Consider the following 18,273-nt stretch of genomic DNA (forward strand, 5'->3'; position numbering starts at 1 on the left):
GCGTGCGCTGGGGCGTCGAACAACGGCTTGAGTTTATCGAGTTCCGCCTGTTCTGGGAGGGTTCGATCAACCGCGTCGACATCGTGGAATTTTTCGGCGTGTCGGTTCCGCAGGCGTCAAAGGACCTGACGCTCTACCAGGAGCGAGCGCCCGGGAACATGGAATACGACCCGCGGGGCAAGCGCTATGTCGCTGCCGAGAAGTTCGTCCTGCGCTTTCTCGACCCGGATCCTTATGTGTATCTCGCACAGCTTCGCTCGGCGGTCGAAGGCACCGTCCCCTCTCATGATTCCTGGATCGCGGCACTTCCCAGAGCCGACGTCGCCCTGACTCCGAAGCGAGACATCGATATCCAGGTCTTGCGCAAGGTCCTCGACGCCACGCGCGAGGGCGCCTCCGTGGAGATCTTCTACCAGTCGATGAACAAAATGCGTCCGGATCCGATCTGGCGCAGGATCACACCGCATGCCTTTGGCTATGACGGCTTTCGCTGGCATGTCCGGGCTTATTGCCACCTTGAGCACAAGTTCAAGGACTTCCTTCTGCCGCGCATCCTGGAGGTCGGCGACAAGGGCGATCCCGGTGCGACCGGCGAACAAGATTGGTTGTGGAACAGTTATTTCGACGTCGTCATCGGGCCGCATCCCGATCTGACCGAAAGCCAGAAGAAAGTCGTCGCCAAGGATTATGGCTTCGATCACGGCAATGGCATCCTCTCGGTTCGCCACGCGATGTTGTTCTATGTTCTGAAGCGACTTGGCCTGCTCGGCGATGCCGCAAGGCAGAGCGCTCGCACGCAGCATATTGTTGTAATTAACCGCAAGGAGACTGAGGCCGCGTTGGAGAAGGCAGAGCTTCAGCTATGAAGACACGGGGGAGCGCCGGCTAATGGGGGCAAGGCTCGAGGACGTAAAGAACGGCGCGTCGGTCCGCGGCATTGCGTCCGTGCAGCCGGTGCATGTCGTCTCCGTCGACTGGATCGGTGATCAGGCGATCAATGTCGTCTACCGCGATCATAGCGGCACGGTTGCCGAGGCGGTTCTCTACCGGGACGACGAGGACCGCCTGGAGGTCGAGCAGAATGGGCGGCCATGGTCGTTCGATGCCGATGGTGCGCTGCTGCGCTTGGTGACAGAGGCCAATCGCATCAAGCTCGCGCATTATTTCGACCCCTATCTCGCGATCCACACGAGCCTGGTCGATCCGTTGCCGCACCAGATCTCGGCGGTGTATGGCGAGATGCTCCCGCGGCAGCCGTTGCGCTTCCTCCTCGCCGACGATCCCGGTGCCGGCAAGACGATCATGGCCGGCCTGCTCATCAAGGAGCTGATCGCGCGCAGCGATCTCGAGCGTTGCCTCGTCGTCGCGCCGGGCAGCCTCGTCGAGCAGTGGCAGGACGAGCTCGGCCAGAAGTTCAATCTCGAATTCGACATTCTCTCCCGCGACATGATCGAGACGTCGCGGTCCGGCAATCCGTTCAGCGACCGGGATCGGCTGATCGTCCGTCTCGACGTGCTGGCGCGCAATGAAGAGCTGCAGGAGAAGCTTATGAGCGCGCGCGAATGGGATCTCGTCATCTGCGATGAAGCCCACCGCATGTCGGCCACCTATTTCGGCGGCGAGGTCAAATATACCCGGCGCTATCAGGTCGGACAGAAGCTGGGTCATGTCTGCCGGCACCTGCTGCTCATGTCGGCGACGCCGCACAACGGCAAGGAAGAGGATTTCCAGCTCTTCATGGCGCTGCTCGACGGTGACCGCTTCGAGGGCCGGTTCCGTGACGGCGTCCACTACGCCGACACCGCAGACATGATGCGGCGGCTGACCAAGGAGGAACTGCTCAAGTTCGATGGCCGGCCGCTCTTCCCCGAGCGGCGGGCGCGCACCGTCAAATACCAGCTCTCGGAAGGGGAAGCCGCGCTCTACACCGCCGTCACCGAATATGTGCGCACCGAGATGAATCGCGTGCAGCGTTTCGCCGAGGGGGACGGCAAGAAGCGCAACAGCGTCGGCTTCGCGCTGCAGATCCTCCAGCGGCGCCTCGCATCGTCGCCGGCCGCCATCTACCAGTCGCTCAAGCGCCGCCGCGAGCGGCTGGAAAACGAGCTGGGCGAGGCGCGGCTTGCCGCCAAGGGGCGTCGGGCCGGCATCAGCGAGCCGGCGGTCAACCCAGACGTGCTGCGGAACATCGAGGAATATGGACAGGAGGAGATCGACGAGATCGAGGATCTGATCTCGACGGGCGCGACGACGGCCGAGACGGTCGAGCAACTCGCGCTGGAGGTCGAGACGCTGAAGGGCCTGGAGTCGATGGCTCTCGGCGTGCTGCGTTCCGGCGTGGATACGAAATGGAGCCAGCTCAACCATATCCTCGATGACGATCTCATGATCGACGCTGCCGGCAATCGCCGCAAGCTGATCATCTTCACCGAGCCCAAGGACACGCTCCACTACCTGCTCGACAAGGTGCGCGCGCGCCTCGGCAACCCCGAGGCCGTGGACGTGATCCACGGCGGCGTGTCGCGCGAGGAGCGGCGCAAGGTGGTCGAGCGCTTCATGCAGGACAAGGACATGCTGGTGCTCATCGCCAACGATGCCGCCGGCGAGGGCGTGAACCTTCAGCGCGGCCACCTCATGGTCAACTACGACCTGCCATGGAATCCGAACAAGATCGAGCAGCGGTTCGGCCGCATCCATCGCATCGGCCAGACCGAGGTCTGCCATCTCTGGAATCTCGTTGCGGCCGACACGCGCGAGGGAGAGGTCTATGCCCGGCTTCTCGAAAAGCTGGAGGTGGCGCGCGAGGCGCTGGGCGGCCGTGTCTATGACGTGCTGGGCGAACTGTTCGAGGGCACGGCGCTCAAGGATCTTCTGTTCGAGGCGATCCAGTACGGCGAGCAGGAAGAGGTCAAGGCGCGCCTCTTCCGGCAGGTCGATGGCGCGGTCGACCAGGCGCATCTGCTCGAACTTCTCCGCCGCCGGGCGCTGGCGAATGACACCATGCCCGAGGCCCGGGTCGAGGAATTGCGGCTCGAAATGGAGCGTGCCGAGGCCCTGCGCCTGCAGCCGCACCACATCCAGAGCTTCTTCGTCGAGGCCTTCCAGCATCTCGGCGGGCGCCTCAAGCGCCGCGAGGAGGGGCGCTGGGAGGTCACCCATGTGCCGGTGCGCATCCGCGAGCGCGACCGCCAGATCGGGACCGGCGCACCGCTGCAGAAGCAGTATGAGCGGATCTGTTTCGAGAAGGACAAGGTCAACCGGCAGCCCGTCGCCGCCTTCGTCTGTCCCGGCCACCCGCTGCTCGAAGCCGTGATCAGCCTGATCCGGGAACACTATGAGCAGATCATGCGGCAGGGCGCGATCCTGGTCGATGACACGGATTCCGGTGATGCGCTGTCGGCAATCTTCCTGCTCGAACACGCCGTCCAGGACGGTCGCGCGACGAGCGCAGGCAAGCCGCATGTGATTTCGCAGCGGCTCCAGTTCGCCGCCATCGACAAGGCCGGCCGCACCGTCAACGCCGGGATCGCGCCGCACCTCAATCTTCGGCCCGCCACGGCGGAGGAGGTCGCCAGCGTGCGCGATTGTCTGGACGAGCGCTGGCTGACGACCGATCTGGAGAAGAACGCCATCCGGTTCGCGACGGTCGAACTGGCCCAGGGCCATGTCGCGGAGGTCAAGGCGCGGCGCCTGCCGGAGATCGAGAAGGTCGAGCAGGAGGTTCGCGCCCGGCTCAAGAAGGAGATCAACTACTGGGACTCGCGCGCCTTCGAGCTGAAGGAAGAGGAAAAGGCCGGCAAGCGGACGCGGGTGAACTGGCAGAATGCCCAGCGCCGGGCCGAGGATCTGGCCGAACGGCAGAGGCGCCGGTTGGACCAGCTCGAGCGGGAGCGATTCATCTCGTCGCAGCCGCCGCGCGTGCGGGGCGGCATGGTCGTCATCCCGCGCGGCCTTCTGGAAGCGCGTCGGGCGCCGAGCGTCCCGAACCATTTCGCGGAAGATCCCGCCGCGCGCAGGCAGATCGAACTCGCCGCAATGGAAGCCGTCATGGCGGCCGAACGCGCGCTGGGGCATGAGCCGGCCGACGTCTCGGCCCAGAAGATCGGCTACGACGTCGCCTCGCACAATCCGAAGTCGGGTCATCTGCGTTTCATCGAGGTGAAGGGGCGCGTCGACGGTGCCGATACCCTCATGGTCACGCGGCAGGAAGTCATCACCTCGCTGCACGAGCCGGAAAAGTTCATCCTGGCGATCGTGCCGGTCACCGGCGGCTTCGCCCATGAGCCGCGCTATGTGCGTGGGGCGCTGGTCGAGCGGGAGCCGTCCTTTCTTGAAACGGCGATCCAGTTCGACCTTCGGCGCCTCCTCGAACGCGCGGAGACGCCGCGATGATTGCGGCGATTGCCACGGAGCAGCAGCTGCGCGCCACGCTCGGCGTCGTGGAGAAGGAGAATCTCGAGTTCAAGGCAGCCCTGAACAGCTTCTCCAGCGAGGATTTGTTTCGATATTGCGTGGCCCTTTCGAACGAGGGCGGCTGCAATCTTGTCCTGGGCGTTTCCGACAAGGTGCCGAGACGTATCGTTGGAACGGGCTGCTTCGATGATCTGAACAAGATCAAGGCGCGCCTTCTGGATACGCTCAAGTTCCGTGTCGATGTCTTCGAGATGAGGACTCCCGAAGGGCGCGTGCTCTGCTTTTCATGCCCGCCCCGGCCGATCGGGACGCCGCGGGAATATCGCGGGCAGTATCTGATGCGCTCGGGCGAATCCCTCGTGGCCATGACAGCCGAGGTGCTCGAACGCATATTCGCGGAAGCGTCCCCGGACTACTCCCAGCGCATCTGCGAAAACGCGACCATCGACGATCTGGCTGAGGAAGCCATTGCGGAATTCCGGACGCAGTGGGTGCGCAAGAGCGGCAACCACGCGCTCGTGCAAGCGAGCGATGCGCAACTGCTCGCGGACGCGCATCTGATCGACAACGGACGGATCACCTATGCGGCCCTCGTGCTGCTTGGAAGGGGGGCCAGCGTGGCTCGCCTCCTGCCTCAGGCCGAGCTGATTTTCGAGTATCGCAACACCGACGCTTCGATCGGGCATCAGGATCGTGCCGAATATCGCGCCGGTTTTGTCCTGTGGGGGAACCTGGTCTGGGAGAAGATCAACGCCCGCAACGAAAGACACTCCTATCGGGAGGGCATGTTCCGCTACGAGGTCCCGGCCTTCAACGAGGATGTGGTGCGCGAGGCGCTCCTGAATGCCGTAACCCATCGCGAATACCGTGACGGTCGCTCGATTTTCGTTCGGCAGTTCCCCGATCGGCTGGAGATTGTGAGCCCCGGCGGCTTTCCCAGTGGAATCACGCCGGACAACATCATCTATCGTCAGAATCCGCGAAACCGGCGTATTGCCGAGGCCTTGCAATATTGCGGCCTGGTTGAACGGTCCGGTCAGGGAGCGGACCGGATGTTCCGTGTCTGCATCCAGGAGGGCAAGAACCGGCCGGACTACGGCCGGTCCGACGAAAGCCAGGTTTCGCTGGTCCTCGATGGGCAGATTCGGAATCCCCGCTTTGTCGAATATCTCGACCGCCTCGCGCGCGAGCGCAGCATGAGGCTGACCCTGGACGATTTCCTCATCCTCGATCAGGTCCGTGCGGGGGAGGCGATTCGCCCCGAGCAGAAGGCTCGCCTTGGCCCCCTCGTCGAACAGGGGGTGATTGAAAAGGCCGGCAAAGGGCGCGGCGTCCGCTACATCCTGTCCCAAGCTCTCTACCAGCATGTCGGCGAAGCGGGCCAATACACACGCCGCAAGGGACTGGACGAGGGGCACAACCAGCAGCTCATCATCCAGCACATCACCCATTGCGGCGCGATCGGCGCGACGATGGGCGAGTTCGAGCAGGTTCTGCCCAACAAGACACGCCCGCAGATCAACGCGCTGCTCCGACGCATGAAGGCGGCCGGCCGCATTCGCGTCGAAGGCCGGACCAAGGGAGCACGATGGTTCCTTGCCGGCCCCGGGAACAACGGAGGAACATTTGAACCGGATTGAACCTTTCAGCCGCATTACGCGTGCAATTAAATGGCGTCATATCAATGTGTTGCTCTGTTTTTGAACCACGCGCGGGGGGAATGATGACGGCCAGGTACAAAAAGAAGCTCATCGAGGTTGCCATCCCTCTTGAGGCGGTCAACGCGGCCTCGGCGCGGGAGAAGCCGGTTCGGGCGACCGCACCCGTTACCAGGGGCTTCGTCCATGAGCCGCGCTATGCGGACCGTGCGCTGGTCGAGCGGGAGCCGTCGCTTCTTGAAACAGCGATCCAATTCGACCTGCGACGCCTGATGGAACGGGCGCAGGCGTCGCGATGACCGTCGACCATTTTCCAAACGCACAACGCGCGGGCTGGCGATGTCGTCGCGATCGAAGAGATTGCACGCCGTATCGTTATCGCGTCCGCATGAAACGGGCCGGAACTACGGGGGGATGCCGATGACGAACTCGGCGTGGAACATCCACCGTGACCGGCTCCTGGCCCAGTTTTGCAGGCTGAAGGATAGCATCCGCTTGCGGATGCTGCCTGGGTGCGGGGATGTGGACGCCAAACTTCAGGCCTATTCCGACGAGTTGAACGGTCAGCATTTCACGAGCGAAGAGCCTTCGTTCCAAGAAGGTGAATACAAGGCTGAATTGTATGCGCTGTTCGAGGATGAGATACGTGCGGCACAGTCGGATGTGGCCGCGCTCGCCGTCGCGGCCCTATACCATCATTGGGAACGATCCGTGAAATGGCTGATCGCGCGCAAGAATCGCCCAGTGCCGGTGCCAGATTTGAACAACGCAAATTTCGGCAAGCTGAAGACACATCTTCAGTTCCACGGGCTGACCGATGATTGCAAGAAGGCCTTGGATGATATCGATTTCGGTCGCCTGATCGCCAACGTGATTAAGCATGGGGCAGGCTCGTCGGCAGACGATTTGAAAGCAGGAGCTCCCGATCTCTTCCAACGTCCGTGGGACGACGAGAACTTCGATCTGCCTTCCTGTCACAGCGTCAATTTGATCTGGGTGCAACCGCACCACCTATGCACAGTTGCCGATGCGATCCGGCGTTTCTGGGAAACGCTGCCCGACGACCGCTTCCCGGCGATGCCACCCCGTACGCTCGATGCCATATTAAGCGGAGACTTCGATTGACCACCCCATATAAGAAGAAACTCATCGAAGTCGCCATTCCGCTGGAGGCGATCAACACGGCATCGACGCGGGAGAAGTCGATCCGGCACGGGCATCCGTCGACGCTGCATCTGTGGTGGGCGCGCCGGCCGCTGGCAGCGTGTCGGGCGGTGCTGTTCGCCCAGCTTGTCGACGATCCGTCGAGCCATCCCGACAAATTCCTGACGCCCGAGGCGCAGGAGGCCGAGCGCAAGCGGCTGTTCGGCATCATTGAGGAGTTGGTGCAGTGGGAGAACTCGACCAACGAGGAGGTGCTGGAACGCGCGCGGGCGGAAATCCGCAAGAGCTGCGGCGGCGAGTTGCCTCCGGTCTATGATCCGTTCTCGGGGGGAGGGTCGATACCATTGGAGGCTCAACGTCTAGGCTTGACCGCATATGGATCGGACCTCAATCCGGTCGCCGTTACGATCGGCAAGGCGATGATCGAGGTACCAGCAAGATTCGCCGGCCGCGAACCTGTGCATCCCTCGGTCAGAGAGCGAAATCACTACCGAAACGCCGATAATATAGCTGAAGACGTTAGATATTACGGGAAACGCCTCTGCGACGAAGCTTGGAAACGGGTGGGGCATCTATACCCGAAGGTCGAGCTATCTAGAGCGCAAGGTGGAGGGAGTGCCACTGTAGTCGCGTGGATTTGGGCGAGAACCGTCGCGAGCCCAGACCCGGCGTTTCGTGGTACGCACGTGCCGCTCGTCAGTTCCTTTGTATTGGGATCGAAGAAGGGGCGCGAAACCATAATTTCCCCGATAGTCGATCGCGGGAGAGGAACTTATGTATTCAAGATCAAGAATTCGAATATCTCAAAGGATGAATTATCCGCTGCATCCATCGGAACAAAAGCGGGAAAGGCTCAAGACTTTATCTGTCTGCTCTCCAAGACACCTATTACCCGAGACTATATTAGGGACGAGGGGAAGGCGGGTCGGCTCGGCGCGAAGCTCATGGCTGTGGTTTGCGAAGGCAAAAATGGCAGAATCTACTGTGATCCCACTGACGATATGCAACGCCTTGCAGAATGCGCTGGCGCTTATAACGAGGTAAACGTCGCGAGAGACACCTACCTCTCCGGTGGTACGCCGACTCGAGCGATGATCACGGGAGGCGTCTGCTCCGCCTATGGATTGTCGACCTGGGGTCATCTGTTCTCAGATCGGCAGATTCTCACTTTGAGCACGTTTAGCAATTTGCTTGATGCGCTTCGCAGCGAAGTTCGACGTGATACGATCAACGCTGGGTATGCCGATGATCCTACATCGCTACGTGATGGAGGAACGGGGGCGCTCGCATATGCGGAGGCAATTAGCGTATATTTGGCGTTCGCAATCAATCGATCGGCCGATCGAGGATCTACCCTATGTACTTGGGATTCATCCCCTAAGATGGAAGCCTTGAGAAACACATTCGGTCGGCAAGCAATCCCGATGACATGGGATTTTGCTGAAGGCAACCCGTTCTCAGGTGCCAGTGGCAATTTTATCAGTAACATAGAATGGGTAACGAAGGTCATTGAGAAATTCGTTCCGGCTGCGGCAGGCGTTGAGCGCCAGATAGATGCTCAAACCGTACAGTACCCGACTGGTATAATAATATCCACTGATCCTCCATACTATGACAATATTGGTTACGCCGATTTATCGGATTTCTTTTTTTCCTGGATGAAGCAATCGATACATTGCGTATTTCCCGATAGCTTTAGTGTCATGGCGACACCCAAGGCCGAGGAGCTTGTCGCAACTCAATATCGCCATGGAAGCAGAGAGGCCGCGGATAAGTTCTTTCTAGAAGGAATGCGCGACGCGATCGCGAACATGGCGAGGCAGTCCTCCCCCAAATTTCCCGCCACGATTTACTACGCCTTCAAGCAGAGCGAGATCGAACAGGAAGGCATCAGTTCCACTGGCTGGGCAACCTTCCTGCAAGCGGTGGTCGAGGCAGGCTACGCTGTAGTTGGCACATGGCCGCTGCGTACGGAAATGGCGAACCGTATGGTCGCCTCGGGTACCAACGCGCTTGCGAACTCGGTTGTCCTCGTCTGCCGTAAGAAGCACCCCACAGCTGATGTCATCACTCGTGCCGAGTTCATCCGCGCCCTGAAACGCGAACTACCCCCTGCGATTGCCGAGCTTCAGGCCGCCAACATTGCCCCAGCTGATATGCCGCAATCAGCTATCGGTCCCGGCATGGGTGTCTTTTCACGCTACAGGGCCGTCCTCGAATCCGATGATGCCCCGATGGGCGTCAAGACCGCGCTCCAACTCATCAACCGAGAGCTGGACGAATACCTTGGAGGCATCCAGGGCGAGTTCGACGCCGACACCCGCTTCGCCATCACCTGGTTCGAGCAGAACGGGTTGAAGGCAGGCGACTACGGCACCGCCAACAGCATCGCCACGGCGCGCGGCATCTCGGTCGAGAGCGTCAAGCACGCCGGGATCGTGGACAGCGCTGCCGGCAAGGTCCGCATCCTGTCGCGCGACGAGCTTGACGAGGATTGGGAACCGGAGCGCGACGGCCATCTGACGGTGTGGGAATGCCTCCAGCACCTCGTCAAAAGCCATGAGAAGGACGGCCTCTCGCATGACACGGCCGTCCTGCTGAAGAAGATCGGTCCGCACGCCGAGGCGGTAAAGGACCTCGCCTACTGCCTCTACGACATCAGCGCCAACAAGCGGAAGGATGCGAAGGAGGCCACGGCCTACAACGCCTTGATCGCCGACTGGGCCGAGCTGACGCGGCAGGCGGCGGTGATTCATGACACGAGCGGGGATCGTCAGATCCGGCTGGATATCTGAGGGGGGACGGGACGTGGCCAAGAGCACGCGCCAATATGTCTTTGAGGGGATGGAGCTTCTCCCAGAAGCGCTGACCCCGTTCGTCGAGAAGCGTCTGGAAGCGGCCTATGGCGCGCAATGGCCCATCGAGGTGGTTCAGCGCGTGCATGGGGCGGCACGCGGCCAGGGAAGCATGACCTGGGACCAGCAATCGCTGCTCAAGGTCATGAACGTGCTCTGGATGGAGGTCTTCGCCAAGACGCTCGGCAAGCAGGAGCGAACCTATGTGAACGAGCTGATCGAAGTTCGTAACCGGCTCTCCCACAATGACAACTTCACCTACGACGACGCCGAACGGGCGCTCGACACGCTGCGGCGTTTGCTGGAAGCGGTGAGCGCCGGTCCCGCCGCGGCAGAGGTGGGGCGGATGCGCGACACCATCCTGCGCACGAAGTTCACCGAGCTGGCGCGCAATGAGGAGCGGCGGAAAACCCAGCGTCTTGAAATCTCGGTCGAGACCGTGGCGGGCCTGCTGCCTTGGCGCGACGTGGTCGAGCCGCACCAGGATGTCGCCACCGGCGAGTTTCAGCAGGCCGAGTTCGCGGCCGATCTCGCCAAGGTGCATTCGGGCAGCGCGCCCGCCGAGTATCGCGATCCCAGGCAGTTCTTCAGCCGGACCTACCTGACCGAGGGATTGAGCGCGCTCCTGATCGGCGCTGCCAAGCGGCTCTCCGGCAGCAGCGGCGATCCGGTGGTCGAGCTGCAAACCAATTTCGGCGGCGGCAAGACCCACTCGATGCTGGCGCTCTATCACATGGCGGGGCCGACGCCGGTCCAGGACTTGTCGGGGCTGGACCAGTTGCTCGACAAGCACGGGCTGGCCGTGCCGCGGGGCATCAACCGCGCGGTGCTCGTCGGCACATCGCGGGGGCCGCAGGACGTCCTCAACGCCGAGGGTGGCCGCAAGATCCGCACGACCTGGGGCGAGCTGGCCTGGCAGCTCGGCGGCGCCGAAGCCTTCGACATGGTGGCGGCGAACGACGCCAGCGGCATCGCGCCGGGCTCGAACCTGCTCGAGGCGCTCTTCAAGGCATATGCGCCGTGCCTGATCCTGATCGACGAATGGGTCGCCTATCTCAGGCAGATCTACAGGGTCGAAGGGTTGCCGTCCGGCTCGTTCGATGCGAACCTCTCCTTCGTCCAGTCGCTGACCGAGGCGGTCAAGGCCAGCCCCGGCACGTTGCTGGTCGCCTCCCTGCCGGCATCCCAGATCGAGGTCGGCGGCGAAGGCGGCCAGGAAGCTCTGGCCCGCCTCAAGCAGACCTTCAGTCGCGTCGAATCGTCCTGGCGGCCGGCGAGCCAGGAAGAGAGCTACGAGATCGTCCGGCGGCGGCTGTTCAAGGACATCCCCGGCGACAGGTTCCATCACCGCGACAACACGCTGAAGCAGTTCGCCAAGCTCTATCGGGAGAATGCCAACGACTTCCCGCATGGCTGCGCGGATGAGGACTACCGGCGCAAGCTGGAGAAGGCCTATCCGATCCATCCCGAGCTGTTCGACCAGCTCTATACGAGCTGGGGATCGCTCGAAAAATTCCAGCGCACGCGCGGCGTTCTGCGGCTGATGGCGCAGGCCATCCACGAGCTCTGGATGAGCGGCGACCCATCGGTGATGATCATGCCGGGCAGCGTCGCGGTCAGCTCGCCGCGGGTGGAGCCGGAACTGCTGCACTATCTCGACGTGACCTGGCAGTCGATCATCGCCGGCGACGTCGACGGCACGGCGTCCACGCCGTACAGGATCGACCAGTCGGCTCCCAACCTGAACCGCTACTCGGCGACCCGGCGGGTCGCCCGTGCGATCTTCATGGGCACGGCGCCGACGCACCAGCAGCAGAACACCGGCCTCGACGACAAGCAGATCAATCTCGGCGTCGTGCAGCCCGGCGAACGCCCGTCGATCTTCGGCGATGCGCTCCGGCGGCTGACCAACCAGGCCAAGTTCATGCACGCCGATCTCGGCCGCCATTGGTACTCGATGTCGGCGAGCCTCAACCGTATCGCGGCGGACAAGGCGGCGCAGATCGAAACCGCGCTCGTCCTGATGACGGTCGACGGCGAGTTGGGCAAGTATGTGAACGGCCTGGCGGATCGCGGGCATTTCGACGCCGTGCAGGTCGCGCCTGCGTCGTCGGCCGAGGTGCCGGATGAAGCCGGAGGCGTGCGTGCTGTCGTGCTGGGCGTCGCGCATCCGCACAATGGCCGCGAGGGGTCCGAGGCGCTGGTCGAGGCCAAGGACATCCTGATGCAGCGCGGCAGCACGCCGCGCGTCTACCGCAACATGCTGGTGTTCATCGCCGCAGACGCGCGCCAGCTCGACAATCTGAAGGACGCCGTGCGGGCCGCCCTGGCCTGGGGGGATATCGTCCGGGACACGGAACGGCTCAACCTGACCCAGAGCGACAGCGCGCTCGCCAAGGCCAAACTGGCCGAGGCGAACGAGACGATGAAGACGCGCATGAAGGAGGCTTGGTGCTACCTGCACTACCCGGCGCAGGAGAGCGCCCAGGCCGACGTCGAATGGGTGTCGGGCAGGATCCCGGCGCAGGATGGGCTGCTGGCGCGGGCCAGCAAGAAGCTCCTGGCCGAGGAAGGGCTGCTCACGGAGCTCGGACCGACGCGCCTGGATCGGGACCTTCAGAAATACATCTGGAACGGCAAGCCGCATCTGTCGCTGAAGGACCTGCGGGCGTACCTCAACCGCTATGTCTACCTGCCGCGCCTGAAGAATCAGGACGTTCTCATCAAGGCCGTGCAGGCGGCCGTGAGCAGCATGCTGCCCGGCCCGTTCGCCTATGCCGAGCGATGGGACGAGAAGTCGAACACCTATCTGGGGCTGGCGATCGAGCAAGCGGGGAGCGCGGCGATCGTCATCGACAGCGACAGCGTCATCGTGAGGCCCGATGTGGCCGAGGCACACCGTCCGAAGCCGGTACAGCCGCGGCCGACCGGCAGCGGAACAGGATTTGACGAGGATGCGCCAGCACCCGGCGGGCCTCCCACGGGTGGGGGCCCCGCCACGCCTCCGGCGGAAAGGAAGCCGACCCGATTCACCGGCACGGTGATGATCTCGCCGGAGCGACCGGCGAGGGACATCCATCAGATTGTCGAGGCGATCGTCGAGCAGCTCACGACGCTGCCGGGCAGCGAGGTCGAGCTCAAGCTGGAGATCGTGGCAGAGGTTCCAGCGGGTCTTGATCGCGCAAAGGTGCGAACGCTGGTCGAAAACGCCAACACGCTCGGCTTCATCGAGAAGGAGATCAGGTAGCGGCGGCGGGCTTCTGCCGCCTCGATCCTTGCCCAGGCGGGACTGATCGTCGCCGAAGACGGCATCGAACGCCCGGCGGGACCGGCTCTCGATGCAACGGCGACTTCGGCACGGCTTGACTTCCGCGCGCCGCGCGTCTGCATTCGCGGGGCCCAACGGAGCGCCCATGTCGGACCCTGTCGCCAACCTCCTCTCGATCCTCGACCTCGAGCCGCTCGAGCGCAACCTCTACCGCGGCACCAGCCCGCAGGTGGGCTGGCAGCGCGTGTTCGGCGGCCTCGTCATCAGCCAGGCGCTGGTCGCCGCCACCCGCACGGTCGACGACACCCGGCGCGTGCATTCGCTGCACGGCTATTTCATGCGGCCGGGCGACCCGTCCGTGCCGATCATCTACCAGGTCGACCGCATCCGCGACGGCAAGAGCTTCGCCACGCGCCGCGTCGTCGGCGTGCAGCACGGCGAGGCGATCTTCGCCCTGTCCTGCTCCTACCAGCGCCACGAGGACGGCTGGGCGCACCAGCCGGCCATGCCGGAGGTGCCGCGGCCGGACCAGTTGCCGAGCGACGCCGATCTGCGCCAGCGCTTCATGGATCTGCTGCCCAAGAACATCCGCGACTACTGGGAGCGCGAGCGGCCGATCGAGCTGCGCCCGGTCGACCTCACGCGCTATGTCGCGCGCATCCCGCAGGAGGCGCGCCAGTACATCTGGATCCGTGCCGCCGGGCCGCTGCCGCCGGACCCGACCGTGCACGAGGCGGTGCTGGCCTATGCCTCGGACATGACGCTGCTCGACACCACGCTGGTGGCCCACGGCAAGAGCGTGTTCGACCCCGACGTGCAGGCCGCCTCGATCGACCATGCGCTGTGGTTCCATGCTCCGTTCAAGATGGACGAGTGGCTGCTCTACGCCCAGGAGAGTCCGTTCACCGGCGGGGCACGCGGCTTTGCCCGCGGCCAGATCTGGCAGAACGGCAGGCTGATCGCATCGGTGGCGCAGGAGGGGCTGGTGCGGCCACGACAGGAGAAACCGGCATGACCAGACTGGTCGGCATTTCGGGAAGCCTGCGCAAGGGCTCCTTCAACACGGCGCTGCTGCGCGCCGCCACCCTGCTGATGCCGGAGGGCGCCACGCTCGAAGCCCATACCATCCACGGCATCCCGCTCTACGACGCCGACGTCGAGCGTGCCGAGGGCACGCCGGAGGCGGTGCTGCGGCTGAAGCGGGCGATCCTGGCCGCCGACGGCCTGCTCCTGGTCACGCCCGAATACAACAACTCGATGCCGGGCGTGTTCAAGAACGCCGTCGACTGGCTGTCCAGCCCGACGCCGGGCGTGCCCGACGTGTTCCACGGCCGCCCCGTCGCCATGATCGGCGCCTCGCCCGGCGGCTTCGGCACCATCCTCAGCCAGAACGCCTGGCTGTCGGTGCTGCGCACCCTGGCGACGCGCCCCTGGCTCGACGGCCGCCTCCTGGTCTCGCGCGCCCGCACCGTGTTCGACGACGCCGGCCTCCTCCACGACGCCAAGGTCGAGGAGCAGCTGCGCCAGTTCCTGAAGGGGTTTTCGGCCTTCGTCGCAGCCCAGAGGAGCCTCGCGCCCGGGCCGTGACGGTGCGTCCTGAGGCGTCATGTCGGAAGACGGCACCAACCGGGCCGTCATGGCCGGACCTGATCCCATAGGCGCTAAGATAGAGACGGACCACGTCGCTGCCGGAAAGGGCGATGCCCTCTCAGCCGTCATGGCCGGACTTGATCCGGCCATCCACGCGACCATCGTTGGCGCAGAAAAGGGGCACCTGCCAAGGGTGCGCCGGACCCGCCGCCGTCGCGTTCGCAGCGAAATCGAGTTCGATTTCGCTCATCATGGCCGAGTCAAACCCGGCCATGATGAGCTGAAAAGTCGCGGCCAATCGATACCGGAACCCCTTATCCCCAACCGGCGCCTAAAGCGTTTTGCGATTTGACGGAATCGCGTCAAGTCGCAAAGACGCGTCGAAACAAGGGGTTAGAGCAACGCACGTTTCCACCAAAACGCGCTTTGCTCTAGCCGCGCTCTGTCAGCCGCCGCAGCGCCTCGATCAGCGCGGCGCCGTCGCCTTCGATCGCCAGCACCTTCACCCGGCTGGTGGCGCCGGCAGCGAGCGACAGGCGCGATTTCGGCAGCTTGAGCGCCTTGGCCAGCAGCGCGATCAGCGCCGCGTTCGCCTCGCCCTCGGTCGGCGCGGCGCGGACGCGGGCGGCAAGCACCGCCCGCCCGTCCGACAGCACCTCCAGGCCGTCGACCGCATCGCGCCCGCCGCGCGGCGTCAGCCGCACGGTCAGCGCCAGGCCCTCGGCCGTCGGGCGCCAGGCCGGCTCGCCCGCCAAGGCTCAGAACACGTTGGGGTAGACGTAGTAGATGATCATGCGCTGCACCAGGATCACCAGCAGGAACAGCACGATAAACGACAGGTCGAGCCCGCCGAAGGGCGGCAGCCGGCGCCGGATCGGCGCCAGCAGCGGCTCGGTCAGGCGATAGAGCAGGTCGTACACCGTCGAGACGAACTGGTTGCGCAGGTTGACGACGTTGAAGGCGATCAACCACGACATGACCGCCGCCGCGATCAGGACATACTGGTAGAGATCGATGACGAGGAGAACGATGTCGAGGATGGCCCGCATGGATCTGTCCGGTTGGCGAAAGGTCGGCCTGTGATCTAACGATCGCGCCGCAAGCCGGCAAGGGCGCGTGACGACACGATTGCCGGGATGGCGAAACTCTGCAAAGCTCAGGCATGAGCCAGCACGATCCTCACCACCACGACCACGACGACCATCATCACGGCGCGCCGCCATCGCCGATGGCCGAGCGCGTCAAGGCGCTGGAGGCGCTGCTGGTGGCCAAGGGCTATGTCGATCCGGCCGCGCTCGACGTCTATATCGACACCTACGAGACCAAGGTCGGCCCGCGCAACGGCGCCCACGTGGTGGCCCATGCCTGGGTCGACCCCGAGTTCAAGGCCTGGCTCCTCGAGGACGCCACCGCCGCCATCGCCTCGCTCGGCTATTCCGGCCGGCAGGGCGAGCATATGCGCGCGGTCGAGAACGAGGCCGGCGTGCACAACATGGTCGTCTGCACCCTGTGCTCCTGCTACCCCTGGTCCGTGCTCGGCCTGCCGCCGGTCTGGTACAAGTCGGCGCCCTACCGCTCGCGCGCGGTGATCGACCCGCGCGGCGTGCTCGAGGAATTCGGCGTGACGCTGCCGGCCGACACCGAGATCCGCGTCTGGGACTCGACGGCCGAGCTGCGCTACCTCGTCATCCCCCGCCGCCCGGACGGCACCAGGGGCTGGAGCGAGATGGCGCTGGCCCAGCTCGTCACCCGCGACTCGATGATCGGCACCGGCCTGGCGATCCAGCCGGGCGGCCTGTGAGCCCCGCATCCGTGGGCTTCATCGCCAATGCCCGGATGTATGCGGTCGTGCCGGAAGCCGAGGCTGCCTGGCAGGACATGCTCGCCCGGGTCTTCGCCATGGCCGAGGTCGCCTACGACTACGTGCCCTACCCCGCGCCGCAGCCGATGGAGGTGCTCTGGGAGCGGCGGGATCTCGGCTGCGTCTTCATGTGCGGCTATCCCATCGCCCTCGGGCTGTCGGAGGTGACGCCGATCGCCGCGCCCGTCCCCGCCGCCGGCTGGGCCGGCGGGCGGGCACTCTATCGCTCCGACCTGATCGTCCGCAAGGACAGCCCCTGGCGCCGGCTGGAGGACACGTTCGGCGGCCGGCTCGGCTGGACGGTGGAGCATTCCCATTCCGGCTTCAACGCCTTGCGCCACCATCTCCTCGCCTATCGCACGCCGGAACGCCCGGCGCTCTACGGCGAGGTCCGCGGCCATCTCGTCACGGCCCGGCGCATCCTCGACGCGGTGCTGGCGGGCGACATCGACATCGGCCCGCTCGACGGCTATTGGCGGCTGCTGATCGAGAAATACCGGCCGGAGCTGACTGCCGGCATCCGCATCCTCGCCTCGACGGATCTGGCGCCGATCCCGGCCTTCGTCGCCGCGCCGGGCGTGCCGGCCGGCGAGGTGGCGCGGATGCGGGCGGCCTTCGCGGCGGCGAGCGCCCAGCCCTGGTTCCCGCCCCTGGGCGAGGCGCTGTGCCTCGCCGGCTTTTCTCCGGTCGGGCCGGCCGACTTCGCCACGACCCTGGACTGGGACCGCGAGGCCAAGGCGGCGGGATATCCCCTGCCCGCGTGAGGCGGCGTCGCCTCTATCCGGTTCTTGGCCATCGGCCCGCAGCTTCGATCCAGGCTTTCTCTCCACGCTCGGTCGCCCTCACGCAGTTGCGCTTCACTTCGCTCGCCGTGACCAGCTCACGGCGGGACTTGCGCCCGCAAGAGTGCGCCCATGCCGGGCGCACATGAAAAAGGGCCGGGACATGCCCCGACCCTTCACCATGCTCGAACGATCCGACGACGGGACCGGGTCCCGCGCGGCGCCAGAGCGCTTTGCGATTTGACGGACTCGCGTCAAGTCGCAAAGACGCGTCGAAACAAGGAGCTGGAGCAAAGCGCGTTTCCACCGAAACGCGCTTTGCTCCAGTACATCCGTAGTCGCCGCGGCGCGAAACCGCGCCCGTTCAGAGGGTCTTGAGGTCGTCCGCCGACATCTTGCCGGACCGACGGTCCTGGACCAGTTCGAAGCTGATCTTCTGGCCCTCGCGCAGGTCGCGCATGCCGGCCCGCTCGAGAGCGCTGACGTGAACGAACACGTCCTTGCTGCCGTCGTCCGGCTGAATGAAGCCATAGCCCTTCTGGGCGTTATACCACTTGACGATGCCCGTGCTCATGACGAACCCTGTATGATTGCCGATAACGCCGCACTTACATCATCGCAAATGCGGTACCTGTTCGATTTTGGGAGGGAGGTCATTAGCTTGCGCGCAGGTGGAGGGCGC

At 64.3% G+C, this 18,273-nt stretch carries 15 protein-coding genes; 12 read left to right on the forward strand and 3 right to left on the reverse strand.

What is annotated here, in order from left to right; all coding sequences use genetic code 11:
• The first annotated feature begins 2 nt into the window (after positions 1 to 2).
• The 10 genes from AC27L4_RS12845 (at position 3) to AC27L4_RS12890 (ending at position 15,300) form a co-directional block, all read left to right on the forward strand.
• Positions 3 to 866: a BrxR family helix-turn-helix transcriptional regulator gene (locus AC27L4_RS12845; RefSeq protein ID WP_487142569.1), complete on the forward strand. Its 864-nt coding sequence runs from the start codon at positions 3 to 5 to the stop codon at positions 864 to 866.
• A 22-nt stretch (positions 867 to 888) separates the two neighbouring features.
• Positions 889 to 4,392: a helicase-related protein gene (locus tag AC27L4_RS12850; protein WP_487142571.1), complete on the forward strand. Its 3,504-nt coding sequence runs from the start codon at positions 889 to 891 to the stop codon at positions 4,390 to 4,392.
• Complete coding sequence (locus tag AC27L4_RS12855) at positions 4,389 to 6,053, forward strand: ATP-binding protein (protein ID WP_487142572.1); 1,665 nt, start codon at positions 4,389 to 4,391, stop codon at positions 6,051 to 6,053. The genes AC27L4_RS12850 and AC27L4_RS12855 overlap by 4 nt, the downstream gene beginning before the upstream one ends.
• Before the next feature lie 83 nt (positions 6,054 to 6,136).
• A complete protein-coding gene (locus AC27L4_RS12860) occupies positions 6,137 to 6,370 on the forward strand; it encodes a hypothetical protein (RefSeq protein WP_487142573.1) in 234 nt (77 codons plus the stop codon).
• 115 nt (positions 6,371 to 6,485) lie between these two features.
• On the forward strand, positions 6,486 to 7,196 hold the full coding sequence (locus AC27L4_RS12865; RefSeq protein WP_487142574.1) for a hypothetical protein: 711 nt from the start codon (positions 6,486 to 6,488) through the stop codon (positions 7,194 to 7,196).
• On the forward strand, positions 7,193 to 10,030 hold the full coding sequence (locus AC27L4_RS12870; protein ID WP_487142576.1) for a DUF1156 domain-containing protein: 2,838 nt from the start codon (positions 7,193 to 7,195) through the stop codon (positions 10,028 to 10,030). The genes AC27L4_RS12865 and AC27L4_RS12870 overlap by 4 nt, the downstream gene beginning before the upstream one ends.
• A gap of 13 nt (positions 10,031 to 10,043) precedes the next feature.
• On the forward strand, positions 10,044 to 13,337 hold the full coding sequence (locus AC27L4_RS12875; RefSeq protein ID WP_487142577.1) for a Swt1 family HEPN domain-containing protein: 3,294 nt from the start codon (positions 10,044 to 10,046) through the stop codon (positions 13,335 to 13,337).
• 166 nt (positions 13,338 to 13,503) lie between these two features.
• Complete coding sequence (gene tesB / locus AC27L4_RS12880; RefSeq protein WP_487142578.1) at positions 13,504 to 14,373, forward strand: acyl-CoA thioesterase II; 870 nt, start codon at positions 13,504 to 13,506, stop codon at positions 14,371 to 14,373.
• Entirely contained in the window at positions 14,370 to 14,945 is a 576-nt protein-coding gene (locus AC27L4_RS12885; protein WP_487142579.1) for an NADPH-dependent FMN reductase, read from the forward strand. Before tesB ends, AC27L4_RS12885 begins: the two co-directional genes overlap by 4 nt.
• 19 nt (positions 14,946 to 14,964) lie before the next feature.
• A complete protein-coding gene (locus tag AC27L4_RS12890) occupies positions 14,965 to 15,300 on the forward strand; it encodes a hypothetical protein (protein WP_487142580.1) in 336 nt (111 codons plus the stop codon).
• A gap of 79 nt (positions 15,301 to 15,379) precedes the next feature.
• On the opposite strand, the gene AC27L4_RS12895 is transcribed toward AC27L4_RS12890, so the two are convergent.
• Positions 15,380 to 15,703 (reverse strand): DUF167 family protein, encoded by a 324-nt coding sequence (locus tag AC27L4_RS12895; protein WP_487142581.1) that lies wholly within the window; start codon positions 15,701 to 15,703, stop codon positions 15,380 to 15,382.
• A 3-nt stretch (positions 15,704 to 15,706) separates the two neighbouring features.
• Complete coding sequence (locus AC27L4_RS12900; protein WP_487142582.1) at positions 15,707 to 15,997, reverse strand: YggT family protein; 291 nt, start codon at positions 15,995 to 15,997, stop codon at positions 15,707 to 15,709.
• 113 nt (positions 15,998 to 16,110) lie between these two features.
• On the opposite strand from AC27L4_RS12900, the gene nthA reads away from it, so the two are divergent.
• Both nthA and AC27L4_RS12910 read left to right on the forward strand, forming a co-directional pair.
• Complete coding sequence (gene nthA, locus AC27L4_RS12905) at positions 16,111 to 16,749, forward strand: nitrile hydratase subunit alpha (RefSeq protein ID WP_487142584.1); 639 nt, start codon at positions 16,111 to 16,113, stop codon at positions 16,747 to 16,749.
• Positions 16,746 to 17,573, forward strand: a complete 828-nt coding sequence (locus tag AC27L4_RS12910; RefSeq protein WP_487142585.1) for a phosphate/phosphite/phosphonate ABC transporter substrate-binding protein — start codon at positions 16,746 to 16,748, stop codon at positions 17,571 to 17,573. Before nthA ends, AC27L4_RS12910 begins: the two co-directional genes overlap by 4 nt.
• Positions 17,574 to 17,955: 382 nt before the next feature.
• Here AC27L4_RS12910 and AC27L4_RS12915 read toward each other — a convergent pair whose 3' ends face one another.
• Entirely contained in the window at positions 17,956 to 18,165 is a 210-nt protein-coding gene (locus AC27L4_RS12915) for a cold-shock protein (protein ID WP_487142586.1), read from the reverse strand.
• Positions 18,166 to 18,273: the final 108 nt, after the last annotated feature.

This window comes from Labrys sp. Lb11 (assembly GCF_057554225.1).